At 70.9% G+C, this 22,611-nt stretch carries 22 protein-coding genes, 1 tRNA gene and 1 pseudogene; 10 read left to right on the plus strand and 14 right to left on the minus strand.

The window, feature by feature from the left end; genetic code table 11:
- Positions 1–112 precede the first annotated feature (112 nt).
- The 3 genes from galT to galK are packed head-to-tail and all read left to right on the plus strand — an operon-like array spanning position 113 to position 3,293.
- Positions 113–1,174, plus strand: coding sequence for a galactose-1-phosphate uridylyltransferase (galT, locus tag ACH4ZX_RS21080; RefSeq protein ID WP_398274697.1), 1,062 nt, complete (start codon positions 113–115; stop codon positions 1,172–1,174).
- Positions 1,171–2,139 (plus strand): UDP-glucose 4-epimerase GalE, encoded by a 969-nt coding sequence (gene galE, locus ACH4ZX_RS21085; protein WP_398274700.1) that lies wholly within the window; start codon positions 1,171–1,173, stop codon positions 2,137–2,139. The genes galT and galE overlap by 4 nt, the downstream gene beginning before the upstream one ends.
- Positions 2,139–3,293: a galactokinase gene (gene galK / locus ACH4ZX_RS21090; protein WP_398274703.1), complete on the plus strand. Its 1,155-nt coding sequence runs from the start codon at positions 2,139–2,141 to the stop codon at positions 3,291–3,293. The genes galE and galK overlap by 1 nt, the downstream gene beginning before the upstream one ends.
- Before the next feature lie 108 nt (positions 3,294–3,401).
- Here the strand turns inward: galK and ACH4ZX_RS21095 are convergent, their stop codons facing one another.
- Positions 3,402–3,857 carry a GNAT family N-acetyltransferase gene (locus ACH4ZX_RS21095; protein ID WP_398274706.1) on the minus strand — a complete coding sequence of 152 codons (456 nt, stop codon included), beginning with the start codon at positions 3,855–3,857 and terminating at the stop codon, positions 3,402–3,404.
- Between the two features lie 258 nt (positions 3,858–4,115).
- On the opposite strand from ACH4ZX_RS21095, the gene ACH4ZX_RS21100 reads away from it, so the two are divergent.
- A complete protein-coding gene (locus tag ACH4ZX_RS21100) occupies positions 4,116–4,895 on the plus strand; it encodes a LuxR C-terminal-related transcriptional regulator (RefSeq protein ID WP_398274709.1) in 780 nt (259 codons plus the stop codon).
- Here ACH4ZX_RS21100 and ACH4ZX_RS21105 read toward each other — a convergent pair.
- Complete coding sequence (locus ACH4ZX_RS21105) at positions 4,854–5,351, minus strand: MarR family transcriptional regulator (protein WP_324783207.1); 498 nt, start codon at positions 5,349–5,351, stop codon at positions 4,854–4,856. The genes ACH4ZX_RS21100 and ACH4ZX_RS21105 overlap by 42 nt on opposite strands.
- A gap of 115 nt (positions 5,352–5,466) precedes the next feature.
- Between ACH4ZX_RS21105 and ACH4ZX_RS21110 the strand changes: the two genes are divergently transcribed.
- From ACH4ZX_RS21110 to ACH4ZX_RS21120, 3 genes are all read left to right on the plus strand, one after another.
- Positions 5,467–6,378 carry a trans-aconitate 2-methyltransferase gene (locus ACH4ZX_RS21110; RefSeq protein WP_398274713.1) on the plus strand — a complete coding sequence of 304 codons (912 nt, stop codon included), beginning with the start codon at positions 5,467–5,469 and terminating at the stop codon, positions 6,376–6,378.
- Complete coding sequence (locus ACH4ZX_RS21115) at positions 6,378–6,740, plus strand: VOC family protein (protein WP_398274716.1); 363 nt, start codon at positions 6,378–6,380, stop codon at positions 6,738–6,740. Before ACH4ZX_RS21110 ends, ACH4ZX_RS21115 begins: the two co-directional genes overlap by 1 nt.
- Positions 6,741–6,815: 75 nt before the next feature.
- Positions 6,816–6,989 carry a CsbD family protein gene (locus ACH4ZX_RS21120; RefSeq protein ID WP_398274719.1) on the plus strand — a complete coding sequence of 58 codons (174 nt, stop codon included), beginning with the start codon at positions 6,816–6,818 and terminating at the stop codon, positions 6,987–6,989.
- A gap of 203 nt (positions 6,990–7,192) precedes the next feature.
- Here the strand turns inward: ACH4ZX_RS21120 and ACH4ZX_RS21125 are convergent, their stop codons facing one another.
- Together ACH4ZX_RS21125 and ACH4ZX_RS21130 are read right to left on the minus strand one after the other, a co-directional pair.
- The gene (locus ACH4ZX_RS21125; RefSeq protein WP_324783203.1) at positions 7,193–7,870 is read right to left on the minus strand and encodes a TetR/AcrR family transcriptional regulator; all 678 of its coding nucleotides are present in this window, start codon (positions 7,868–7,870) and stop codon (positions 7,193–7,195) included.
- Positions 7,867–8,886, minus strand: coding sequence for an acyl-CoA desaturase (locus ACH4ZX_RS21130; protein WP_398274722.1), 1,020 nt, complete (start codon positions 8,884–8,886; stop codon positions 7,867–7,869). Before ACH4ZX_RS21130 ends, ACH4ZX_RS21125 begins: the two co-directional genes overlap by 4 nt.
- A gap of 291 nt (positions 8,887–9,177) precedes the next feature.
- Here ACH4ZX_RS21130 and ppc point away from each other — a divergent pair, with 291 nt between their 5' ends.
- A complete protein-coding gene (ppc, locus tag ACH4ZX_RS21135) occupies positions 9,178–11,910 on the plus strand; it encodes a phosphoenolpyruvate carboxylase (RefSeq protein ID WP_398274725.1) in 2,733 nt (910 codons plus the stop codon).
- Positions 11,911–11,987: 77 nt separating this feature from the next.
- Here ppc and ACH4ZX_RS21140 read toward each other — a convergent pair whose 3' ends face one another.
- The 8 genes and pseudogenes from ACH4ZX_RS21140 to ACH4ZX_RS21175 form a co-directional block, all read right to left on the minus strand.
- On the minus strand, positions 11,988–12,710 hold the full coding sequence (locus tag ACH4ZX_RS21140) for an LPXTG cell wall anchor domain-containing protein (protein WP_398274728.1): 723 nt from the start codon (positions 12,708–12,710) through the stop codon (positions 11,988–11,990).
- A gap of 140 nt (positions 12,711–12,850) precedes the next feature.
- Positions 12,851–13,354: a hypothetical protein gene (locus tag ACH4ZX_RS21145; RefSeq protein WP_398274731.1), complete on the minus strand. Its 504-nt coding sequence runs from the start codon at positions 13,352–13,354 to the stop codon at positions 12,851–12,853.
- 51 nt (positions 13,355–13,405) lie between these two features.
- Entirely contained in the window at positions 13,406–14,008 is a 603-nt protein-coding gene (gene pth / locus ACH4ZX_RS21150; protein ID WP_398274734.1) for an aminoacyl-tRNA hydrolase, read from the minus strand.
- Between the two features lie 71 nt (positions 14,009–14,079).
- Positions 14,080–14,676 (minus strand): 50S ribosomal protein L25/general stress protein Ctc, encoded by a 597-nt coding sequence (locus ACH4ZX_RS21155; RefSeq protein WP_398274737.1) that lies wholly within the window; start codon positions 14,674–14,676, stop codon positions 14,080–14,082.
- A gap of 219 nt (positions 14,677–14,895) precedes the next feature.
- Positions 14,896–15,876: a ribose-phosphate diphosphokinase gene (locus ACH4ZX_RS21160; protein ID WP_360743696.1), complete on the minus strand. Its 981-nt coding sequence runs from the start codon at positions 15,874–15,876 to the stop codon at positions 14,896–14,898.
- Positions 15,877–16,005: 129 nt separating this feature from the next.
- On the minus strand, positions 16,006–17,451 hold the full coding sequence (gene glmU, locus ACH4ZX_RS21165; protein WP_398274740.1) for a bifunctional UDP-N-acetylglucosamine diphosphorylase/glucosamine-1-phosphate N-acetyltransferase GlmU: 1,446 nt from the start codon (positions 17,449–17,451) through the stop codon (positions 16,006–16,008).
- A gap of 124 nt (positions 17,452–17,575) precedes the next feature.
- Positions 17,576–17,646, minus strand: a tRNA-Gln gene (locus ACH4ZX_RS21170).
- Between the two features lie 6 nt (positions 17,647–17,652).
- Positions 17,653–18,524: pseudogene (locus ACH4ZX_RS21175) on the minus strand (hypothetical protein).
- Between the two features lie 167 nt (positions 18,525–18,691).
- Between ACH4ZX_RS21175 and ACH4ZX_RS21180 the strand changes: the two are divergent.
- Positions 18,692–20,005, plus strand: coding sequence for a sensor histidine kinase (locus ACH4ZX_RS21180; RefSeq protein WP_398274742.1), 1,314 nt, complete (start codon positions 18,692–18,694; stop codon positions 20,003–20,005).
- 66 nt (positions 20,006–20,071) lie between these two features.
- Here the strand turns inward: ACH4ZX_RS21180 and ACH4ZX_RS21185 are convergent, their stop codons facing one another.
- Both ACH4ZX_RS21185 and ACH4ZX_RS21190 read right to left on the minus strand, forming a co-directional pair.
- Positions 20,072–20,602 carry an SUKH-3 domain-containing protein gene (locus ACH4ZX_RS21185; RefSeq protein ID WP_398274744.1) on the minus strand — a complete coding sequence of 177 codons (531 nt, stop codon included), beginning with the start codon at positions 20,600–20,602 and terminating at the stop codon, positions 20,072–20,074.
- 111 nt (positions 20,603–20,713) lie between these two features.
- Positions 20,714–21,253: a YwqJ-related putative deaminase gene (locus ACH4ZX_RS21190; RefSeq protein ID WP_398274746.1), complete on the minus strand. Its 540-nt coding sequence runs from the start codon at positions 21,251–21,253 to the stop codon at positions 20,714–20,716.
- Between the two features lie 331 nt (positions 21,254–21,584).
- Between ACH4ZX_RS21190 and ACH4ZX_RS21195 the strand changes: the two genes are divergently transcribed.
- Positions 21,585–22,604, plus strand: a complete 1,020-nt coding sequence (locus ACH4ZX_RS21195; protein ID WP_398274749.1) for an SMI1/KNR4 family protein — start codon at positions 21,585–21,587, stop codon at positions 22,602–22,604.
- Positions 22,605–22,611: the final 7 nt, after the last annotated feature.

A 22,611-nucleotide genomic window follows, 5' to 3' on the forward strand; every position in this document is an offset into this window, starting at 1 on the left:
TTCACTGTCTGAACATTTCCGTTGGTGCACTTTGTTTGATTGTGATGTTGACGCCGCTGGTGCATTGTGTTTCGATGTGTTCGGTTCTGTTTGAAGATTGAGTGGAGTCGCAGTGAAGAAGACCTCGACCCGGCTGGCCGACGGTCGGGAGCTCGTCTACTACGACCTGCGCGACGACACCGTGCGGGACGCGGTCGACCGGCGCCCGCTGGAGCGGACCGTCACGACCTCCGAGATCCGCCGCGACCCGCTGCTCGGCGACTCGGTCGCCGTCGCCTCCCACCGCCAGGGCCGCACCTACCACCCGCCCGCCGACGAGTGCCCGCTGTGCCCGTCGCGGGGCGAGCGCCTCAGCGAGATCCCGGACTCGTCGTACGACGTCGTGGTCTTCGAGAACCGCTTCCCGTCGCTGGCCGGCGACTCCGGCCGCTGCGAGGTCGTCTGCTTCACGTCCGACCACGACGCGTCCTTCGCCGACCTGACCGAACAGCAGGCGGCGCTGGTCCTCGACGCCTGGACCGACCGGACGTCGGAGCTGTCCCATCTGCCCTCCGTCCGACAGGTCTTCTGCTTCGAGAACCGGGGTGCCGAGATCGGCGTGACCCTGGGTCACCCGCACGGGCAGATCTACGCCTACCCGTTCGTCACCCCGCGCACCTCGCTGATGCTGGGCCAGGTGGCCGCGCACAAGGAGGCGACCGTCGGGGAGAACCTGTTCGACGCCATCCTGGAGCGTGAACTCGCCGGTGAGCGGGTCGTCCTCGAGAGTGAACACTGGGTGGCCTTCGTGCCGTACGTGGCGCACTGGCCGTACGAGGTCCACCTCTACCCCCGGCGCCGGGTCCCCGACCTGCTCGCCCTCGACGACGCGGCCCGCACAGAGTTCCCCAAGGTCTACCTGGAACTCTTGAGGCGCTTCGACCGGATCTTCGGCGAGGGCGAGCCTCCGACGCCGTACATCGCCGCCTGGCACCAGGCGCCGTTCGGCACGCTGGACGAGTTCGACGGCGTCAGCAGGGACGACTTCGCGCTGCACCTCGAGCTTTTCACCATCCGCCGTACGTCCGGCAAGCTGAAGTTCCTCGCGGGTTCCGAGTCCGGCATGAGCGTGTTCATCAACGACGTGCCGCCGGAGCGCGCGGCCGAGCGACTGCGGGAGGTAGCGAGTTCATGAGCGGCAAGTACCTGGTCACGGGCGGTGCGGGGTACGTGGGCAGCGTGGTCGCCCAGCATCTGCTGGAGGCGGGCCACGAGGTCGTCGTCCTCGACAACCTCTCGACCGGCTTCCGCGAGGGCGTGCCGGCCGGCGCCGCCTTCGTCGAGGGCGACATCCGCGACGCCGCCAAATGGCTGGACGCCTCCTTCGACGCGGTCCTGCACTTCGCCGCGTTCTCCCAGGTCGGCGAGTCGGTGGCGAAGCCCGAGAAGTACTGGGCCAACAACGTCGGCGGCACCATGGCGCTGCTGGCCGCCATGCGCGAGGCGGACGTGCGCACGCTCGTCTTCTCCTCCACGGCCGCCACCTACGGCGAGCCGGAAGAGGTCCCGATCACCGAGTCGGCGCCCACCTCGCCGACCAACCCCTACGGCGCCACCAAGCTCGCCGTCGACCACATGATCACCGGTGAGGCGGCGGCCCACGGCCTGGGCGCGGTGTCACTGCGCTACTTCAACGTCGCGGGCGCGTACGGGAAGTACGGCGAGCGGCACGACCCCGAGTCGCACCTCATCCCGCTGGTGCTGCAGGTCGCGCAGGGCAGGCGCGAGGCGATCTCCGTCTACGGCGACGACTACCCCACCCCGGACGGCACCTGCGTCCGCGACTACATCCACGTCGCCGACCTGGCGGACGCCCACCTGCTTGCGCTGAAGGCCGCCACCCCCGGCGAGCACCTCATCTGCAACCTCGGCAACGGCAACGGCTTCTCCGTCCGCGAGGTCGTCGAGGCCGTCCGCCAGGTCACCGGCCACCCGATCCCGGAGGTCGTGGCCCCGCGCCGCGGCGGCGACCCGGCGGTCCTGGTGGCCTCGGCGCGGACCGCCCGCGAGAAACTGGGCTGGAACCCGTCCCGCGCGGACCTCGCGGGGATCATCGCGGACGCGTGGGAGTTCGCGCAGCACATCGCAAGGGAGCAGTAGTGGGGGCACAGCAGCAGGTCGCCGACGCGTTCGCGGCGCTGTACGGGACGGCGCCCGAGGGCATCTGGTCGGCGCCGGGCCGGGTCAACCTGATCGGTGAGCACACCGACTACAACGACGGCTTCGTGATGCCCTTCGCGCTGCCGCACACCGCCGTCGCGGCGGCCTCCCGCCGCACCGACGGCATCCTGCGCCTGCACTCGGCGGACGTCGAGGGCGGCGTCACCGAGCTCCGGCCGGACGACCTCGTGCCGGGCACCGACCGCGCCTGGACCGCGTACCCGGCGGGCGTCGTCTGGGCCCTGCGGGAGGCCGGCCACCCGGTGACCGGCGCCGACATCCACCTCGCCTCGGCCGTCCCGGTCGGCGCGGGCCTGTCGTCGTCGGCGGCCCTGGAGGTCGTCGTCGCACTCGCCCTGAACGACCTGTACGGGCTCGGCCTGCAGCGCTGGCAGCTGGCCCGCCTGTGCCAGCGCGCCGAGAACGTCTACGTCGGCGCCCCCACCGGGATCATGGACCAGACCGCGTCGGCGTGCTGCGAGGAGGGCCACGCGCTGTTCCTCGACACCCGCGACCTCTCCCAGCGGCAGATCCCCTTCGACCTGGCGGCCGAGGGGATGCGCCTGCTGGTGGTCGACACCCGGGTCAAGCACTCCCACAGCGAGGGCGAGTACGGCAAGCGCCGCGCCGGCTGCGAGACGGGCGCCGCGCTGCTGGGCGTCGACGCCCTGCGGGACGTGCCGTACGCCGACCTCGACGCGGCGCTGGCCCGCATCGACGACGAGGAGGTCCGCCGCCTGGTCCGCCACGTCGTCACCGAGGACGAGCGCGTCGAGCGGGTGGTGTCCCTGCTGGAGTCCGGCGACACCCGTGCGATCGGTCCGGTGCTCGTCGAGGGCCACGCCTCCCTGCGCGACGACTTCCGCATCTCCTGCCCGGAGCTGGACCTCGCCGTGGACTCCGCCCTGGCCGCCGGCGCACTGGGCGCCCGGATGACCGGCGGCGGCTTCGGCGGCTCGGCGATCGTGCTGGCGGAGGCCGCCGACGTGGAGACGATCACCAAGGCGGTCGAGGAGGCCTTCGCCGCCGCCTCCTTCACCGCGCCCCGCGTCTTCGAAGCGGTGCCCGCGGCCGGCGCGCGCAGGCTCGGCTGAGCCCGGCGGGGGCGCGCAGGCTCGGCTGAGCCCGGCGGGGGCGCACCGCCTCAGTTGAGCCCGGCCGGGGCGCGCAGGCTCAACCGAGCCCGGCCGCGACGCACCGGCTCAGCCGAGCCGCTTGGTCAGGGTGTACTCGGTGATCCCCGGCGGATAGCCGGGGATCACGCACACCACCTCGTAGCCCTGCTTGCGGTAGAAGCCCGGCGCCTGGAAGTCCCAGGTCTCCACGCGCGCGGACCGGCAGCCGCGCTCCCGCGCGGCGACGCGCTCCGCCTCGGCCAGCAGCCGCCCGCCGAGCCCGGCGCCCCGGTGCCGCTCGTCCACCCACAGGTACGTCACGTGCAGCCAGGTCGCCCAGGTGTGCCCCACCAGCCCCCCGGCCAGGTCCCCCGCCTCGTCCGACGCCCACACGTGCAGGGGACGTTCGCGCTCGTCCGGGGTTCCGCGCAGGGCCCGCAGCACCGGGGAGGCCGCGGTGTTGGTGTCCCGCAACCGCACCCGCAGAAGATCACGCCGGGCCTTGTCGACTTCTGTCTCGAGACGGAACATGCGGCTCACCATAAACGCGCCGGACGGCCAGTTCTGCAAATAACCTTCCGCTCCCGGCCCCCGTCCGTACCCTGATGGACAGCGCCGGTGGGGGCCGGCGCCGCTCAGGGGGGCGAGAAAGCCGGGTACGACACCCGAAGTGGGGGTAGCAGTCTCCGCATGGCGGCGGCCGTGCGGAGCCATCGCGCTTCGGGCGGCGTACCCGCGCCCGTGCCGCCTCCCGACGATGGGGAATCCCCTGCTCCACGGGAGCCTGGGGAAGGGGGTTACGTGGTTCGCATCCGAGTCCTGGTCGTCGACGACCACCGCATCTTCGCCGAGTCGCTCGCCGCCGCACTGGCCGCCGAGCCCGACGTCGACGTCTCCGCCGCCGGCAGCGGCCCCGCCGCGCTGCGCTGCCTGGATCGGGCGGCCGCCGACGGCCGCCGGTTCGACGTGCTGCTCGTCGACGCCGACCTGGGGGGCGGCGTGCCGGGCGTCCGGCCCGCCGTGCCCGTGCAGGAGGTGGGCGAGGACGGACACGTCGACGGGCTCTCGCTGGTCGCGGGGGTGCGCACCGCACAGCCGGGCATGCGGATCGTCGTCCTCGCCGAGAAGGACGATTCCCGGCGGGCCGCCCTCGCCCTGCAGGCCGGCGCCGCCGGCTGGGTGGCCAAGGACTGCTCCCTCTCCCGGCTGCTGACCGTCATCCGGGGCGTGCTGCGCGACGAGACCCACCTCCCGCCCGCCCTGCTCACCGGCGTCCTGCGGGAACTGACGGCCGCGCGCAAGCACCGCACCGAGAGCGAACGGCTGGTGGAGTCACTCACCCCGCGGGAGCGGGAGGTGCTGCGCTGCATGGTCGCGGGGCTCGGCCGCAAGGCCGTCGCCGAGCGGCTGTTCCTCTCCCCGCACACGGTCCGCACCCACATGCAGAACGTCCTCGGCAAACTGGGCGTCCACTCCACCCTCGCCGCGGTCGCGCTCGCACGCCGCGCCGGCGTCGGCCCGGCCGACCTGGGGCAGGCCCTAACCGGGGATGTTGTCGAACGGGGCGGTCAGCTGGCGTAGCAGGGCCGCCAGTTCACCGCGCTGGGCGCGGGACAGCTCGGCGAGGATCGAGCGCTCCTGCTCCAGCAGGCCCGCCAGCGCCTGGTCCGCGCGGTCCCGGCCCTCGGCGGTCAGCCGGACCAGCACCCCCCGGCGGTCGCTCGGGTCCGGCAGCCGCTCCACCAGGCCCTTCTTGGTCAGCCGGTCGATGCGGTTGGTCATCGTGCCCGAGGTGACCAGGGTCTGCGTCAGCAACTGGCCGGGGGAGAGCTGGTACGGCGCCCCGGCGCGCCTGAGCGCCGTGAGCACGTCGAACTCCCAGGGCTCCAGACTGTGCTCGGCGAACGCCAGCCGGCGCGCCCGGTCCAGGTGCCGGGCCAGCCTGCTCACCCGGCTGAGCACCTCGAGCGGTTCCACGTCGAGGTCCGGGCGCTCCCGGCGCCATGCTGCGACCAGCCGATCGACCTCGTCCTCCATGACGATCAGTGTAGTGGTTGTGTCGACGTGAAGTCTCTTGATGTCGAGCTTCTTGACATCAAGGCAAATGGGGGGTGAGGCTGGAGATCCGTCCGGTATGCCGAGGAGGCCGACCATGCCCGCCGCCCCCGTCTGGGACCCCGACCGGTACCTGCGCCACGCCGGCCACCGCGCCCGCCCCTTCGCCGACCTCCTGGCCCGCGTCCCCGGCCTGCCCGCGCCACCGCCCGCGGAGCCGCATACGGATCCGCACGCGCGACCGTCCGCCGAGCCGCACGCGCGACCGCCCGCCGATCCGCACGCGCGACCGTCCGCCGAGCCGCCCCGCATCGCCGACCTCGGCTGCGGCCCCGGCAACGTCACCGCCCTGCTCGCCGCACGCTGGCCCGCCGCCCGCATCACCGGCTACGACAACTCACCCGAGATGCTCGACCGGGCCCGCGCCGAGCACGCCGGCCCCACCGCGGGCGGCGGCCGCCTCGACTTCGTCCACGCCGACGTGGCGACGTGGACACCGGCCGAACCGCACGACCTGATCATCAGCAACGCCACCCTGCAGTGGGTACCGGGCCACGCCGAGCGGTTCGCGGAGTGGATCTCCGGGCTGCGGCCCGGCGGCACCCTCGCCTTCCAGGTCCCCGGCAACTTCGACGCCCCCAGCCACCGCCTGATGCGCGAACTCGCCCGCTCACCCCGTTTCGCCGACCGCCTCGCCGGCACCCTGCGCCACGCCGACGCCGTCCTCACCCCCCGGGCCTACCTGGAACGCCTCACCGGCCTCGGCTGCACCGCCGACGTGTGGGAGACCACGTACCTCCATCTGCTCACCGGCGACGACCCCGTACTGGACTGGGTGCAGGGGACGGGACTGCGGCCGGTCCTGACCGCGCTGGCCGGCCACCCGCGGGACCGGCAGGCGTTCCTCGACGAGTACCGGGCCGCCCTGCGCGCCGCCTACCCCGCCACCGCCCACGGCACCCCCTTCCCCTTCCGCCGCGTCTTCGCCGTCGCCCACAAGGAGGCCTGATGCTCACCGCCGTCGACCACGTCCAGCTCGCCGCCCCGCCCGGCTCGGAGGACCGGCTGCGCGCGTACTACGCCGGCGTCCTCGGGATGACGGAGATCCCCAAGCCGCCCGTCCTGGCAGCCCGCGGAGGCTGCTGGTTCCAGGCGGGGCGGGTACGGCTCCATTTCGGCGTCGAGGAGGACTTCCGGCCCGCGAGGAAGGCGCACCCGGGGCTGCGGGTGACCGACATCGAGACCTGCGCCGCCCGGCTGGAGGCCGGGGGAGCCCCGGTGCGGTGGGACGAGGACCTGCCCGGACACCGGCGCTTCTACTCCGAGGACCCCGTCGGCAACCGGCTGGAGTTCCTGGAGCCGGAGCGCTGACCGGGTTTGCCCCTGGCCGTGCCGGTTACCCGCCGTGCTGACAGCACTGTCGGATGCGACGGGGAGTGATGAAACGTGGCCAAGGAACAGAAGGCGAAGGCAAAGGCCGAACAGGCCAAGGGCAAGGCCAAGGAAGCCGTGGGCCGCGCCACCGGCGACGACGCCCTGACCGCCGAGGGCAAGGGCGGTCGGTCGAAGGGCGACGCCCGCCAGGCGAAGGAGAAGGCGAAGGACGTCTTCAAGCACTGAGCGGCTCGCACGCGCGTTACCGCGCGGCGGACCCCGCACCCCAACCCACGAACGAACGCGGCTGAACCCGCGAACCCGACGACCCCGCAACCGCCCGACCCACGACCGAGCGCACGCACTGGGCGGCACCCGCGCAGTGCGTGCGCGCACGCCCGCGCACATGCGCGCGTACCGGTGATGCCGGGGGTGGGCAGGGCCCGGGATCAGCTCTTGCGGTGCCCGATCAGCCGGGGCTTCGGCTCCAGCCCGTCCAGCCCGTGCCAGGCCAGGTTCACCAGATGGGCGGCGACCTCCGCCTTCTTCGGGCGGCGCACGTCCAGCCACCACTGGCCGGTCAGCGCGACCATGCCCACCAGCGCCTGCGCGTAGAGCGGGGCCAGCTTGGGGTCGAAGCCGCGGCTCTTGAACTCGCGGCCCAGGATGTCCTCCACCTGGGTGGCGATGTCGGAGATCAGCGACGCGAACGACCCCGTCGACTGCGGGATCGGCGAGTCCCGCACCAGGATGCGGAAACCGTCCGTGTACTCCTCGATGTAGTCCAGCAGCGCGAACGCCGCCTGCTCGCACAGCTCGCGGGGGTGCCCGGCGGTCAGCGAACTGGTCACCATGTCCAGCAGCCGCCGCATCTCGCGGTCCACCACCACCGCGTACAGGCCCTCCTTGCCGCCGAAGTGCTCGTACACCACCGGCTTGGACACCCCGGCCTTCGCCGCGATCTCCTCCACCGACGTGCCCTCGAAGCCCTTCGCGGCGAAGAGGGTGCGACCGATCTCCAGCAGCTGCTGGCGGCGCTCCGCACCGGTCATGCGGGTGCGGCGCACTCGGCGCTGCTTGTCCTGGCTCGGGGTACTGCTGGAGTCGGTCGCCACGGCGTCAATCATGCCGCCTCGGCAGCTTCCTCCCGGTGCCGGGAGCCGCCTTCACCGCCGTTACGGCGGGAATCGATACGCGAGCGTGACGGCCAGCGCACGTCGTACGCCCAGCCGAACGCCTCGAAGATACGGATGAAACGCGCCGAGGAGTCCACCTGGCCGCGCATCACCCCGTGGCGGGCCGACGTCGGGTCGGCGTGGTGCAGGTTGTGCCACGACTCGCCGCACGACAGCACCGCCAGCCACCACACGTTGCCCGAACGGTCGCGCGACTTGAACGGACGCTTGCCCACCGCATGGCAGATCGAGTTGATCGACCAGGTCACGTGGTGCAGCAGAGCCACCCGGACGAGGGACCCCCAGAAGAACGCCGTGAACGCGCCCCACCAGGACATCGTCACCAGACCGCCGATCAGCGGCGGCAGCAGCAGCGACACCGCCGTCCACAGCACGAACTGACGGGAGATCGCCCGGATCGTCCGGTCCTTGATCAGATCCGGCGCGTACTTGTCCTGCGGCGTCTGCTCCTCGTCGAACATCCAGCCGATGTGGGCCCACCACAGGCCCTTGAGCAGCGCCGGGACGGTCTCCCCGAAACGCCACGGGGAGTGCGGATCGCCCTCGGCGTCCGAGAACCTGTGGTGTCTGCGGTGGTCGGCCACCCAGCGCACCAGCGGCCCCTCGACGGCCAGCGAACCCATGATCGCCAGCGCGATCCGCAGCGGCCGCCTGGCCTTGAAGGAACCGTGCGTGAAGTAGCGGTGGAACCCGATCGTGATGCCGTGGCAGCCCAGGAAGTAGAAGAAGACCAGCAGGCCGAGGTCCAGCCAGCTCACCCCCCAGCCCCAGGCCAGCGGCACCGCGGCCACCAGCGCGAGGAACGGGACGGTGATGAAGAGCAGCAGCGTGATCTGCTCGATCGAACGCTTCTGCTCACCACCCAGGGTGCCCAGATCGGCGGACGACGGTGGAGTGGTACCGGTCGCCTTCTGCGAGTCTTCGATCACGTCGGAGCTTGAGGTCATGCGCGTCCCCTGTGGGGTCTTGGAATAAGGCAGATGCCGGATCGCGGCAACCGCGCCGTGCTTCCTACGGTTCCGTAACCTACGGCATCGTAAGTATGGCAGTGCCTTGCCGGGCGGCAAGAGCCCGACAGTCTGCGCGTCCGCGCGGACACCTATCCTTGGAGTCGGTCGGACAGCGCGGTCCGCTCTGTTTTCTTCCCCGATGTCCGGGCCGTAAGCGGCGGGCGCCGCGTCGGCCCGGCGGCCGGGTTCCCCTCCAGACGAGCTTCAACACTGCAAGGAGCCGCACCTGTGAGCAGTGCCGACGACCAGACCCCGACGACCAGCAGCGAGCTGCGCGCCGACATCCGGCGGCTCGGCGACCTCCTCGGCGAGACCCTCGTGAGGCAGGAGGGCCCCGAACTGCTGGAACTCGTCGAGAACGTCCGCCGCCTCACCCGTGAGGACGGCGAGGCCGCCGCCGAACTGCTGCGTGGCATCGAACTGGAGACCGCGGCCAAGCTGGTCCGCGCCTTCTCCACCTACTTCCACCTCGCCAACGTCACCGAGCAGGTCCACCGCGGCCGCGAGCTGCGCGCCAGGCGGGCCGCCGAGGGCGGGCTGCTCGCCCGCACCGCCGACCGCCTCAAGGACGCCGACCCCGAGCACCTGCGCCAGACGGTCAGACACCTCAACGTCCGCCCGGTCTTCACCGCCCACCCCACCGAGGCCGCCCGCCGGTCGGTCCTCAACAAGCTCCGGCGCATCGCCGCGCTCCTGGAGACCCCCGTCATCGAGGCCGACCGCCGCCGCCACGACACCCGGCTGGCCGAGAACATCGACCTCGTCTGGCAGACCGACGAACTGCGCGTGGTACGCCCCGAGCCCGCCGACGAGGCCCGCAACGCCATCTACTACCTCGACGAACTCCACGCCGGCGCCGTCGGCGACGTCCTCGAGGACCTGACCGCGGAACTGGAACGCGTCGGCGTCAAGCTCCCCGACGACACCCGCCCCCTCACCTTCGGCACCTGGATCGGCGGCGACCGCGACGGCAACCCCAACGTGACCCCCCAGGTCACCTGGGACGTCCTCATCCTCCAGCACGAACACGGCATCAACGACGCCCTGGAGATGATCGACGAACTGCGCAGCTTCCTGTCCAACTCCATCCGCTACACCGGCGCCACCGACGAACTGCTCTCCTCCCTCCAGGACGACCTCGACCGGCTGCCCGAGATCAGCCCCCGCTACAAGCGCCTGAACGCCGAGGAGCCCTACCGGCTCAAGGCCACCTGCATCCGGCAGAAGCTGGAGAACACCAAGCAGCGCCTGGCCAAGGGCACCCCGCACGAGCCGGGCCACGACTACCTCGGCACCGGCGAACTGCTGCAGGACCTCACCATCGTGCAGAACTCCCTGCGCGCCCACCGCGGCGACCTCTTCGCCGCCGGCCGCCTCAACCGCACCATCCGCACCCTCGCCGCCTTCGGCCTGCAGCTCGCCACCATGGACGTACGCGAGCACGCCGACGCCCACCACCACGCCCTCGGCCAGCTCTTCGACCGGCTCGGCGAGGAGTCCTGGCGCTACGCCGACATGCCCCGCGAATACCGGGCCAAGCTCCTCGCCAAGGAACTCCGCTCCCGCCGGCCCCTCGCCCCCACCCCGGCACCCGTCGACGCGGCCGGCGAGAAGACCCTCGGCGTCTTCCAGACCGTCAAGCGCGCCCTGGAAGTCTTCGGACCCGAGGTCATCGAGTCGTACATCATCTCCATGTGCCAGGGCGCCGACGACGTCTTCGCGGCCGCCGTACTGGCCCGCGAAGCCGGCCTGATCGACCTGCACGCCGGCTGGGCGAAGATCGGCATCGTCCCGCTGCTGGAGACCACCGACGAACTGAAGGCCGCCGACACCATCCTGGAGGACATGCTCGCCGACCCCTCCTACCGGCGCCTGGTCGCGCTGCGCGGGGACGTCCAGGAGGTCATGCTCGGCTACTCCGACTCCTCCAAGTTCGGCGGCATCACCACCAGCCAGTGGGAGATCCACCGCGCCCAGCGCCGCCTGCGCGACGTCGCCCACCGCTACGGCGTCCGGCTGCGCCTCTTCCACGGCCGCGGCGGCACCGTCGGCCGCGGCGGCGGCCCCTCCCACGACGCCATCCTCGCCCAGCCCTGGGGCACCCTCGAGGGCGAGATCAAGGTGACCGAGCAGGGCGAGGTCATCTCCGACAAGTACCTCATCCCGTCGCTGGCCCGGGAGAACCTGGAACTGACGGTCGCCGCCACCCTCCAGGCCTCCGCCCTGCACACCGCCCCCCGCCAGTCCGACGAGGCCCTCGCCCGCTGGGACGCCGCCATGGACGTCGTCTCCGACGCCGCCCACGCCGCCTACCGCGCCCTCGTCGAGGACCCGGACCTGCCGACGTACTTCCTCGCGTCGACGCCCGTGGACCAGCTCGCCGACCTGCACCTGGGCTCCCGGCCCTCCCGCCGCCCCGGCTCCGGGGTCTCGCTCGACGGACTGCGCGCCATCCCGTGGGTCTTCGGCTGGACCCAGTCCCGGCAGATCGTCCCCGGCTGGTTCGGCGTCGGCTCCGGCCTGAAGGCCCTGCGCGAGGCCGGCCTCGACACCGTCCTCGACGAGATGCACGAACGCTGGCACTTCTTCCGCAACTTCATCTCCAACGTCGAGATGACCCTCGCCAAGACCGACCTGCGCATCGCCGCGCACTACGTCGAGACCCTCGTCCCCGAAGAACTCAGGCACGTCTTCGACACCATCCGCGCCGAACACGAACTGACCGTCGCCGAAGTGCTGAAGGTGACCGGCGAACAGGAACTGCTGGACGCCAACCCGGTGCTCAAGCAGACCTTCGCCATCCGCGACGCCTACCTGGACCCCATCTCCTACCTCCAGGTGACCCTCCTGAAGCGTCAGCGCGACGCCGCGGCCGCGGGCGAACAGCCCGACCCGCTGCTGTCCCGCGCGCTGCTGCTGACGGTCAACGGCGTCGCCGCGGGCCTGCGCAACACCGGCTGACCCCCGCCCGCACACACAAGGGTGCCCCCGCGCCCGTACGGACCGTACGGAGCACGGGGGCACCCCCGTGTACGGACTCAGATCCGGCGCCGGCGGAACACCAGGCAGCCGCCCGCGACCAGCAGCACGGCCGCCAGACCGGCCATCAGGCCGACCGGAGCGCCGTTGCCGGTCTCGGCGAGATCCCCGGAACCGCCCCCGGCCGCCGACGGCGACGACGAGGCGGACGGGGCCGCCGGCTCACTCGCGGAGCCCGACGGGCCCGGGGACGCGGAGGACCCGGCCGACGCGGACGCCGAGGCGGACGAAGACGCGGACGCCGAGGCGGACGAAGACGCCGACGCCGACGCGGAAGCGGAAGCCGACGGCGTCGAGCCGCCGCCCTGGGAGTCCTCGCAGTCCGCCCAGAACACCTTCTGCTTCGCGGCGCCCTTCTCCCCCTCGAAGTTCCAGAACAGCTTGTAGTGCCCGTCCGGCAGCGACATGTCGTCCGTACGGCCGTGACCCTCGCCGTCCAGCGTGATGGCGCCGGACTTCACGGTCTCGCCCTTGGCCCCGGCCGACGGCGCCCAGGCGTCGATGTGCCAGTCGACCTCCTGGACACCGTCGAAACCGAAGGCGTCCAGGTAGAAGGAACAGACGTGCGGTTCGTTGCGGGGAAGCTCCTCGCCGGTCTTCGCGTCGTGGATCTTCACGGTTCCGTTGTCGCCCGGAACGGCGGCGTGGGCGGCGGCCGGCGAGCACAGCAGCGCGGCCGCGGCGACGGCGGACAGGGCGCCGGCGCGAGAGAGGGTACGCATGAGGCAGATCCATCTTCGAGTGACTGAACGGGAAGATGTGGAGGGGGTGGCTCAGCATCCGGCCGCGGCCCGCGCCGGGTCAAGCACGAACCGGCAACGCTCGCAGCGCCCCTCCGCGCACCCGCACGGCGCCCCGGAGATCACATCGTCACGAACGCCGCCGTCAGCAGCGCCAGCCCCGACCCCGCCAGCACCCACGCCGGCCGCGTCCGGCGCAGCCCCCCGGCCACCACCACCGACGCCAGCAGCAGCGCCCCGGCGAACGGCACCCACGCGTACAGCACCCCCGCCGTCCCGGACCGCACCACCTCGCCCCCGCCGGGCTTGATCACCACCGTGTACCGCCCGCCCTTGCGCACCGCCACCGTCCTGTCGATGACCACCCGGCCGCGCGCCTGCGACCCCGCGGACAGCGGCGTGTACGGACCCGTGCACGTGTCCGCCCCGCACCGGGTCACCGCGACCGTCCCGCGCTCCCGCCCCTTGGTGAGCATCACGTACTGAGCGCTCCCCCACGACGCCCACACGCCCGCGACCAGGATCAGTACGGCGACCGTCCCCATGAACGCGAACCGCCCGAACCGGACGACGGCGAACGGGGCCTGACGAGATGTGGTGGCTGTGGCCGGCATGGCCGGGATCATTGGCCATACCCCCACGCCCGGTCAACTCGGGCCGGACGCGAAAACGGCACATCAGGAGTTGTAGGTGCTCTGCGCCCGCTCCAGACCGTCGATCACCAGACACTCCACCGCATCCGCCGCCCGGTCCACGAAGTAGTCCAGCTCCTTGCGCTCCGCCGACGAGAAATCCTTCAGCACGAAGTCCGCGACCTGCATCCGCCCCGGCGGCCGGCCGATCCCGAACCGCACCCGGTGATAATCCGGACCCATCGCCTTCGTCATCGACTTCAGCCCGTTGTGCCCGTTGTCACCACCGCCGAGCTTGAGACGGAGCGTGCCGTAGTCGATGTCCAGCTCGTCATGAACCGCGACGATGTTGGCGACCGGCACCTTGTAGAAATCACGCAGCGCGTTGACCGGACCGCCCGACAGGTTCATGAACGACATCGGCTTCGCCAGGACCACCCGCCGACTGCCCGGCCCCGGCGGCCCGATCCGCCCCTCCACCACCTGCGCCTGCGCCTTGCCGGCCCGCTTGAACTTCCCCCCGATCCGCTCGGCCAGCAGATCGGCCACCATGAACCCGACGTTGTGCCGGTTCATCGCGTACTCCGGTCCCGGATTGCCCAGCCCCACGACGAGCCAGGGGGCATTGGCGGGGGTGCTCACGTCCATGTCTCCTTGGATACGCGCCAGCCGCTGCCCCCGGCGGGAACAGCGGCTGACGAAACGACGAGGGGCGACGATCAGCCCTCGGCGGAAGCCTCTTCGCCGGCCTCCTCGCCCGCACCGGCCTCCTCGGCCTGCGCGGCCAGCACCTGCAGGACGACAGCGTCCTCCTCCACCGCCAGCTTCGTGCCGGACGGCAGCGGGATGTCCTTGGCCAGCACCGAGGCACCGGCCTCCAGACCCTCCACCGACACCGTGACCGACTCGGGGATGTGCGTCGCCTCGGCCTCGACCGGCAGGGCGTTGAGCACGTGCTCCAGCAGGTTGCCGCCCGGAGCCAGCTCACCCTCGGCGTGCACCGGGATCTCCACCGTGACCTTCTCGCCACGCTTGACCAGCAGCAGGTCGACGTGCTCCAGGAAGCCCTTCAGCGGGTCACGCTGCACCGACTTCGGGATCGCCAGCTCGGTCGACTTGCCGTCGATGTCGAGGGAGATCAGCACGTTCGGCGTACGCAGCGCCAGCAGCAGGTCGTGACCCGGAAGCGTCAGGTGCACCGGCTCCGTACCGTGCCCGTACAGGACACCCGGAACCTTGCTGTCACGGCGGATACGGCGCGCGGCACCCTTGCCGAACTCGGTGCGCGTCTCGGCGGCGAGCTTCACCTCGGACATGTCATCACTCCTCGTAGAAAACGGAACGGACGTGGTCACCCGGCCACGAACGGCCTGCTACGAAGAGCGCGTCGATAACGGACCACCACACCCAAAGAGTGCGGCCTCCCTCGCCGAGCAACTGCAGCAGTCTACTCGGCCGGGGAGGCCGCCGAAAAATCGATCATGCAGGCGCTACGGCAGCACTCGCCACCCGCTCAACGCCCACTCACCGCCCGCTCACTGCTCGTCGAACAGGCTCGTCACCGAACCGTCCTCGAACACCTCACGCACCGCCGACGCGATCGTCGGCGCGATCGACAGCACCGTGATCTTGTCCAGCTCCCGGTTCAGCTCACTCGGCGTCGGCAGCGTGTTCGTGAACACGAACTCACTCACCCGCGAGTTCTTCAACCGGTCGCTCGCGGGGCCCGACAGCACACCATGCGTAGCCGTCACGATGACATCCTCCGCACCATGCGCGAACAACGCGTCCGCCGCCGCACAGATCGTGCCACCCGTGTCGATCATGTCGTCGACCAGCACACAGACACGGCCCTTGACCTCACCCACGACCTCGTGGACGGTCACCTGGTTCGCCACGTCCTTGTCACGCCGCTTGTGCACGATCGCCAGCGGCGCACCCAGCCGGTCGCACCAGCGGTCCGCCACCCGCACCCGGCCGGCGTCCGGCGACACCACCGTCAGCTTGTTCTTGTCGACCTTCGCCCCCACGTAGTCCGCGAGCAGCGGAAGCGCGAAGAGGTGATCGACCGGACCGTCGAAGAACCCCTGGATCTGATCCGTGTGCAGATCCACCGTCAGGATGCGATCCGCACCCGCCGTCTTCATCAGATCCGCGATCAGCCGCGCCGAGATCGGCTCACGGCCCCGGTGCTTCTTGTCCTGCCGCGCATAACCGTAGAACGGCACGATCACCGTGATCGAACGCGCCGACGCACGCTTCAGCGCGTCGATCATGATCAACTGCTCCATGATCCACTTGTTGATCGGAGCCGTGTGGCTCTGGATCAGGAAGCAGTCCGCACCACGCGCCGACTCCTGGTAGCGGACGTAGATCTCGCCGTTCGCGAAGTCGAAGGCCTTCGTCGGGACGACCCCGACCCCCAACTGCTGGGCGACCTCCTCGGCAAGCTCGGGGTGGGCGCGGCCGGAGAAGAACATCAACTTCTTCTCGCCGGTCGTCTTGATCCCGGTCACAGCACTGTCTCCTCAGAGGTGTCAGCCGGCTGACGACGCCGCGCCGCTGGGCACGACGGGCCGTCTCAGCTGGTGGGGGTGCGGGTTGCACTTATCACGGTACGCCGTGTTTCACGCACCTGTTTCCGGTCAGTCCTCGTCACCGTGCAGCCGGGAAGCCGCCTCGGCCGCCTTCGCCGCCGCGCTCCCCGGACGCTTACGAGCCACCCAACCCTCGATATTCCTTTGCTGGCCGCGGGCTACGGCCAACGAACCGGGCGGCACATCCTTCGTGATCACCGAGCCCGCCGCGGTGTACGCGCCGTCCCCGACCGTGACAGGTGCCACAAACATGTTGTCCGAACCCGTACGGCAATGCGACCCGACGACCGTGTGGTGTTTGTCCTGTCCGTCATAGTTGACGAAGACGCTCGCCGCCCCGATGTTGCTGTACTCACCGATGGTCGCGTCACCGACGTAGGACAGGTGAGGAATCTTCGTACCCTCCCCGATGGAGGCGTTCTTCGTCTCCACGTACGTACCGATCTTCCCCTTGGCACCCAGCCGCGTACCGGGCCGCAGATACGCGTACGGCCCCACACTCGCCCCAGGACCGACCTCCGCACCGTTCGCCACCGTGTTGTCGACCCGGGCACCGGCACCCACCCGCGTGTCCCTCAGACGGCTGTTCGGCCCCACCTCGGCGCCCTCACCCAGATGCGTCGCACCCTGCAACTGCGTACCCGGGTGAACGACCGCGTCCTGCTCGAACGTCACCGTCACGTCCACCCACGTCGTCGCCGGATCGATCACGCTCACGCCGGCCAGCATCGCCTCCGTCAGCAGCCGGTCGTTCAGGATCCGCCGGGCCTGCGCCAACTGCACCCGGTTGTTGATCCCGGCGATCTCCCGGTGGTCACCGGCGACCGAAGCACCCACCCGGTGACCGGCCTCACGCAGGATCCCCAGCACGTCCGTCAGGTACTCCTCGCCCTGACTGTTGTCCGTACGCAGCTTCTTCAACGCGTCCGCCAGCAACTGCCCGTCGAAGGCGAACACACCGGAATTGATCTCCCGGATCTCCCGCTGCGCCTCCGAGGCGTCCTTGTGCTCGACGATCTCGGTCACGGCCCCGGCGTCGTCCCGCACGATCCGGCCGTAACCCGTGGCGTCGGGCACCTCGGCGGTCAGCACGGTGACCGCGTTGCCGTCGGCGGAGTGCGTGGCCGCGAGCCGCCCCAGCGTCCCGCCGGTCAGCAGCGGGGTGTCACCGCAGACCACCACAACCGTCCCGTCGACCGACCCGCCGAGCTCCTCCAGCGCGATGCGCACGGCGTGCCCGGTGCCGTTCTGCTCCGCCTGCACGGCCGTCCGCACACCCGGGTCGACCTCGGCGAGGTGCGCGGTGACCTGCTCGCGCGCGTGCCCGACCACGACGACCAGGTTCTCGGGCTCCAACTCCCGCGCGGCGGCGAGCACATGACCCACCAGGGAACGGCCGCAGATCTCGTGCAGGACTTTCGGTGTGGCCGATTTCATACGGGTGCCCTCACCCGCTGCGAGAACGACGACGGCTGCCGGGCGGATGGCGCTCACGGAGTTGCCCTTCGGCTGTGGACGGGTGGGGACATCCGCAGGATACCGGGGCGTTTCACGGGGGACATGAGAGTGGGCCCTGACGGTGCTGTCTGGCAGCGGTCAGGGCCCATTCTCAGTTGGGCTCCCGGGGGAGGACTCGAACCCCCATAAGCGACACCAAAAGACGCTGTCCTGCCCTTAGACGACCCGGGAATGCCCTTATGTCCGGTTCGAGTGATCGCCCGGAAGGGCAGCTCCTACTATGCCGTACCACCAGCCCTCAATGCGACGGTACAACTCGGCTCCCTGTAGAACTCGGATGACGAGGCAGCCGTGATAGCCGTCGCCGGTGTTCTCGCGGACGGTCTTGGGGTTGTGCTTCTTGAGGGTCGACGGCTGGAGGGCGGAGGGGGCGATACCGACGAGGTCGGCCCAGTATCGCTCGGAGCCTGCCACGTCGGCGGTCTCGTGGATCATCACGCGGAACCGCAGGCGCTCCCGCTTCACACCCAGCAGGTCGAGCCAGGCCAGGTGGACCTGGATCACTTGAGGATCGCTGTTGACGAACACACGGCTTCGCGGCGGCTGTACGATTTGCTCTTCTGGCCTTCGGCCCAGTAGAGCGCGACGCCAGCCATGAAGAGCTCCCGGTCGGTCAGTTCGCCGATCTCCTCGGCGGCGCTCTCCTTGACTCGCTGTCGTTCCTCGTCCTGTGCGCTGCGAAGGCGTGCCAGCCCGGCCTGCATGAGCGCCCGCTGCTCCTCCGGTGTGTAGCGAGGCTCCGGCTTCGGCAGGTCTCGCACCCACAGGGAGATCGAACTCTTCGAGCAGCCCAGCTCCACCTCGATCTGGTCGTACGTCCAGCCCTGGAGCCGCAGCTCGCGCGCCCTCGCCCGCAGGTCGTCCTTCGCGCGCGGTCGTTTCGTCCACTCCGGCGGCGGTTCTCCCTTCACCAGCTGGTTGAGGATGTCGTTGTTGTAGACCTTCAGCTCGTCGCGGATCTGCCGGAGGCTGTAGCCCTGGCGCCGCAGTGCCACTGCCTGCTCGCGCAGGTTCTCGAAATCCGCGTACTTGCTCTGTGGGGGTGCCATGGGCATACCGTCCGGGCGGAACGGGACGTTCCGTGGTCGAACGGTGTGCGGTTCAGCAGTTCGAGCGATATCGGGTGGTTTCGCGCCCGTTCGGTTACGCGTTGTGGTGTGGGCCAGTCGTGGAAACTGGACGGAAAACCCCACCCGGGCGCATCTAGGCTGGAGCCATGACCACGACGGGGGAAGACCACGCGACGGCCGCGGGAGGGCCGTGGTGGTGGGCCAGGTGGCGCAGTGCGGCGCTGGACGCCGGTCTGGCGTCGGTGTCCGCGCTGGAGTGCGCGGCGGAGGGGATCGAGTTCGCGCGGGACGCGGGGATTCCGGCGGCGGCCGGTGTGGTGTTCGGGGTGCTGGCCGGGTCGGCGCTGTTGGTGCGTCGGAAGTGGCCGATCGCCGTGGTGCTGGTGTCGATCGCCATCACGCCGGCCCAGATGGGCTATTTGATGGGCATTGTCGGCCTGTACACGCTCGCCGCCTCCGAGCTGCCGCGGCGGATCATCGGGTCGCTGGCCGGTATGTCGCTGGTCGGGATGCTGATCGTGATGTTCGTGCGGGTGCGGCAGGACATGGCGCACGGTGATCTGGATCTCGGTGACTGGTTCGTGCCGTTCGCGTCGATCACCACGGCTGTCGGGATGACCGCGCCGCCGCTTCTGCTGGGTCTGTATGTGGGGGCTCGGCGGCGGTTGATGGAGAGCTTGCGGGAGCGGGCCGACAGCCTGGAGCGGGAGCTGCAGTTGCTGGCGGAGCGGGCGGAGGAGCGGGCCGAGTGGGCCCGCAACGAGGAGCGGACGCGGATCGCGCGTGAGATGCACGACGTGGTCGCGCACCGGGTGAGTCTGATGGTGGTGCACGCGGCCGCGTTGCAGGCGGTGGCCCGCAAGGATCCGGAGAAGGCGGTCCGGAACGCCGTGCTGGTGGGGGACATGGGGCGGCAGGCGCTGACGGAGTTGCGGGAGATGCTCGGCGTGCTGCGCAGTGGGGACGGGGTGCGGGGGCGTGAGCGGCCTGTGCCGTTGGCGGCGGTGGGGGCGGTGTCGGGCGCGGTGGCCGCGGCGGCTGTGCCGGACGCGGAGGAGGGGGAGGGGCCGTGTCTGTCGGAGCTGGACGAGTTGCTGGGGCAGTCGGCGGCGGCGGGGATGGTGGTCGACCTGTCGGTGGAGGGGGAGAAGCGGTCGTACGCGGCTGAGATCGAGCAGACGGCGTACCGGGTGGTGCAGGAGGCGTTGACGAACGTGCACAAGCACGCGGCGGGGGCGAAGACGCATGTGCGGCTGGCGCACCGGGCGGCGGAGATCGCGATGCAGGTGGAGAACGAGCCGCCCCCGGAGCCGGCGTCGGCGTCGTCGGCGCGGCTGCCGTCCGGGGGCAATGGGCTGGTGGGGATGAAGGAGCGGGTCGTGGCGCTGGGTGGTGTGTTCGTGTCGGGGCCGACGGACGCCGGGGGGTTCCGGGTGTCGGCGGTGATTCCGGCGTCGTAGCGCCGGGGGTGTCGTGCGGGGGTGCGGCACGGTTGCTCGCGTCCGGCCCTGTTGTTCGTGCGGGGGTCAGCCGGCGGTGAGGCGTACTGGTTCTATTCCTGCGACGAGGCCGGTGAGGGCTTGGTCGATGTCGGGGCCGAGGTACCAGTCGCCGGTGTGGTCGAGGGCGTAGACGCGGCCTGCGGCGTCGATGGCGAGGACGGCGGTGGTGTCGGTCTCGGCGCCGAGGGGGCTGACGTCGGTGCCGAGGGCGCGGCCGAGGTCGCCGAGGGTGCGGGCCATGTGGAGGCCGTGCAGGGGGTCGAGGTGGACGGTGGCGGGGGCGAGTTGGCGGCCGGGGCCGGTGGGGGTGAGGTGCAGGCCGCCGAATTCGGCCCATGCTTCGACGGCCGCCGGGAAGACCGCGTGGCGGTGTCCGGCGGGTGAGGTGTGGTCGCGCAGGGTGTCGGCCCAGATCTCGGCTTGTTTTATGTCCCAGCGTCCGGGTTGCCAGCCTGCGGCGCGCAGGGCGGCGTCGACGGGTACGGGGAAGCGTGGTGGGGATCCCCCGGGTCGGGCGAAGCCGGGATGGGGGGAGGAGGTGCGGTCGGGGTGCATCTGCCCTTCGTTCGTCGAGGTCAGGGACCGGCCGGGGGCCGTCTTGCCGGAGTGCTGGGTGGTGGTGGGTCGGGGTGGGTGCGGGGGTGGGTGCGGGGGTGGGTGCGGGGGTCAGCGGTCTGTCGTCGTGGGGTCGACGATGCGGACGCCGAAGTGGGCGCTGAGGGCGGTGCAGGCGCGGCAGGGTGCGGCGAAGCTGCCGTGCAGGGGGTCGCCGTCCTCGCGGATGCGGCGGGTGGTGAGTTTGGCTTGTTTGAGGGCTTTGCGGGCTTCGCCGTTGGTCATGGGTTTGCGGGCGGCGCGTTTGGTGCGGGCGGCGTCGGCGGCGGTGATGTGGCGGGAGATGAGGATCGTTTCGGCGCAGCGGCCGGTGAAGCGGTCGCGCTGGGCGCTGGTGAGGGTGTCGAGGAAGTCCTGTACGAGGGGGTGCAGGGGTGGTGGCTGGTCGCCGCGGGCGGCGGTGCCGGTGAGGGTGGCGCCGCGGACGGAGAGGGCGGCGGCGACGGTGGGGAGTATGCCGTCGCGGCGGTGGCGGAGGACGGGGGCGTGCGGGGTCTCGGCGGCGCTCCAGCCGATGCGGGGGTCGCCGGACGAGGTGCCCGTGCGCGGTGCCGAGTGAGGTCCCGTCTGTGTGGCGTTCATGATCGTCATTCCCTCCCGAGCGTCCCCCCGGACGACCCAGAGTGCCAAATCGCGTGGCGGGTGCGGAAGCTGAGGCGGTGCGACACGCCAGTGCTTGGGCAGGCTGTCACGGCGCTGTGACGGCTGGTCACGGAAGCGGAGGGTGACCGGCCGGTGCCCGGTGACCGGTGCGTGCGTACCGCATAGGCTGTCGGCACCGCTCTCCACGCGGTCGACGGACAGTGACATGCGTGGTGGGAGTCGCGACGGAAGTCGGGACGGACGAGACAGTCGATACGGGGCGTAGTGGGCCGAGGCGGGTCACTACGGGTCGTACAGAGTGCCGCAGGGGGCAACCGCGATGACGACAGGTCGGCTCGGGCTGGGGGCACCTCCCGGCCGCCAGGCCGGGGGGCAAGCCGCGCCGCCGAACGCGGCCTATGCCGGGCAGGTCGTGCACTTTCCGGATCCGGTCCGGGCGGCCCGTCATCCGAGAGGGGTGCGGGTGGACGAGCGTGGCTATCCCGACTTCTCGCCCTACGCGCGGGCGGTGGCGGAGATCGCCGAGCCGCCGGAGGGTTTCGGTGTCGACGAGTTGCGGCTGACCGACTATGTGTCGGCGAACGCGGCGCTGGCGGCGTCGGGGCACGATCTGTGGGACACGGTGCCGTCGGTGGCGACGCCGCACGGCTGGACGTGGCATCACGTGGCGGGTGGCCGGCGGCTGGAGCTGGTGCCGGTCGAGGTGAAGGCGCTGCTGCGGCATCACGGCGGGATCGCGACGGCGAACGTCGAGCAGGACAAGCGGGGTACGCGGCCGTTGCAGGAGACCCGTCCGGCGCACTTCGGGCTGCCGAAGTCGGGTGTGGCGGTGACGGAGTCGCAGGTGCAGGGGGTCGAGGAGGATCTCGGGTACCGGCTGCCGGGTGCGTACCGGTCGTTCCTGAAGGCGGCGGGCGGGTGCGCGCCGGTGGGCACGGCGCTGGACGCGGAGTTGGGGCTGCTGATCGACCAGCCGTTCTTCACGGTGCGGGACGAGGCGGCGGTCAACGATCTGGTGTACGTCAACAAGTGTCTGCGTGATCATCTGACGAAGGACTATCTGAGCGTCGGGTTCGTGCAGGGTGGTCTGCTCGCGGTGAAGGTGAAGGGCGAGCGGGTCGGTTCGGTGTGGTTCTGCGCGTACGACGACGTGCGTGATGTGGATCCGTCGTGGTCGCCGGCGGAGCGGGTGGAGCGGTTGCTGCTGCCGTGCGGTGAGGACTTCGACGTGTTCCTGTCGCGGCTGGCGGGTTCTCCGCCGGAGTTGGAGACCGTGGCGAACCTGATGGTGGACGGCGGCTTCGCGCGTGCGGTGCCGGTGTCGTCGGTGGGGGAGTGAGGTTCGG

The organism is Streptomyces sp. NPDC020490, assembly GCF_044335305.1.
In the GTDB taxonomy this organism is placed as follows: domain Bacteria; phylum Actinomycetota; class Actinomycetes; order Streptomycetales; family Streptomycetaceae; genus Streptomyces.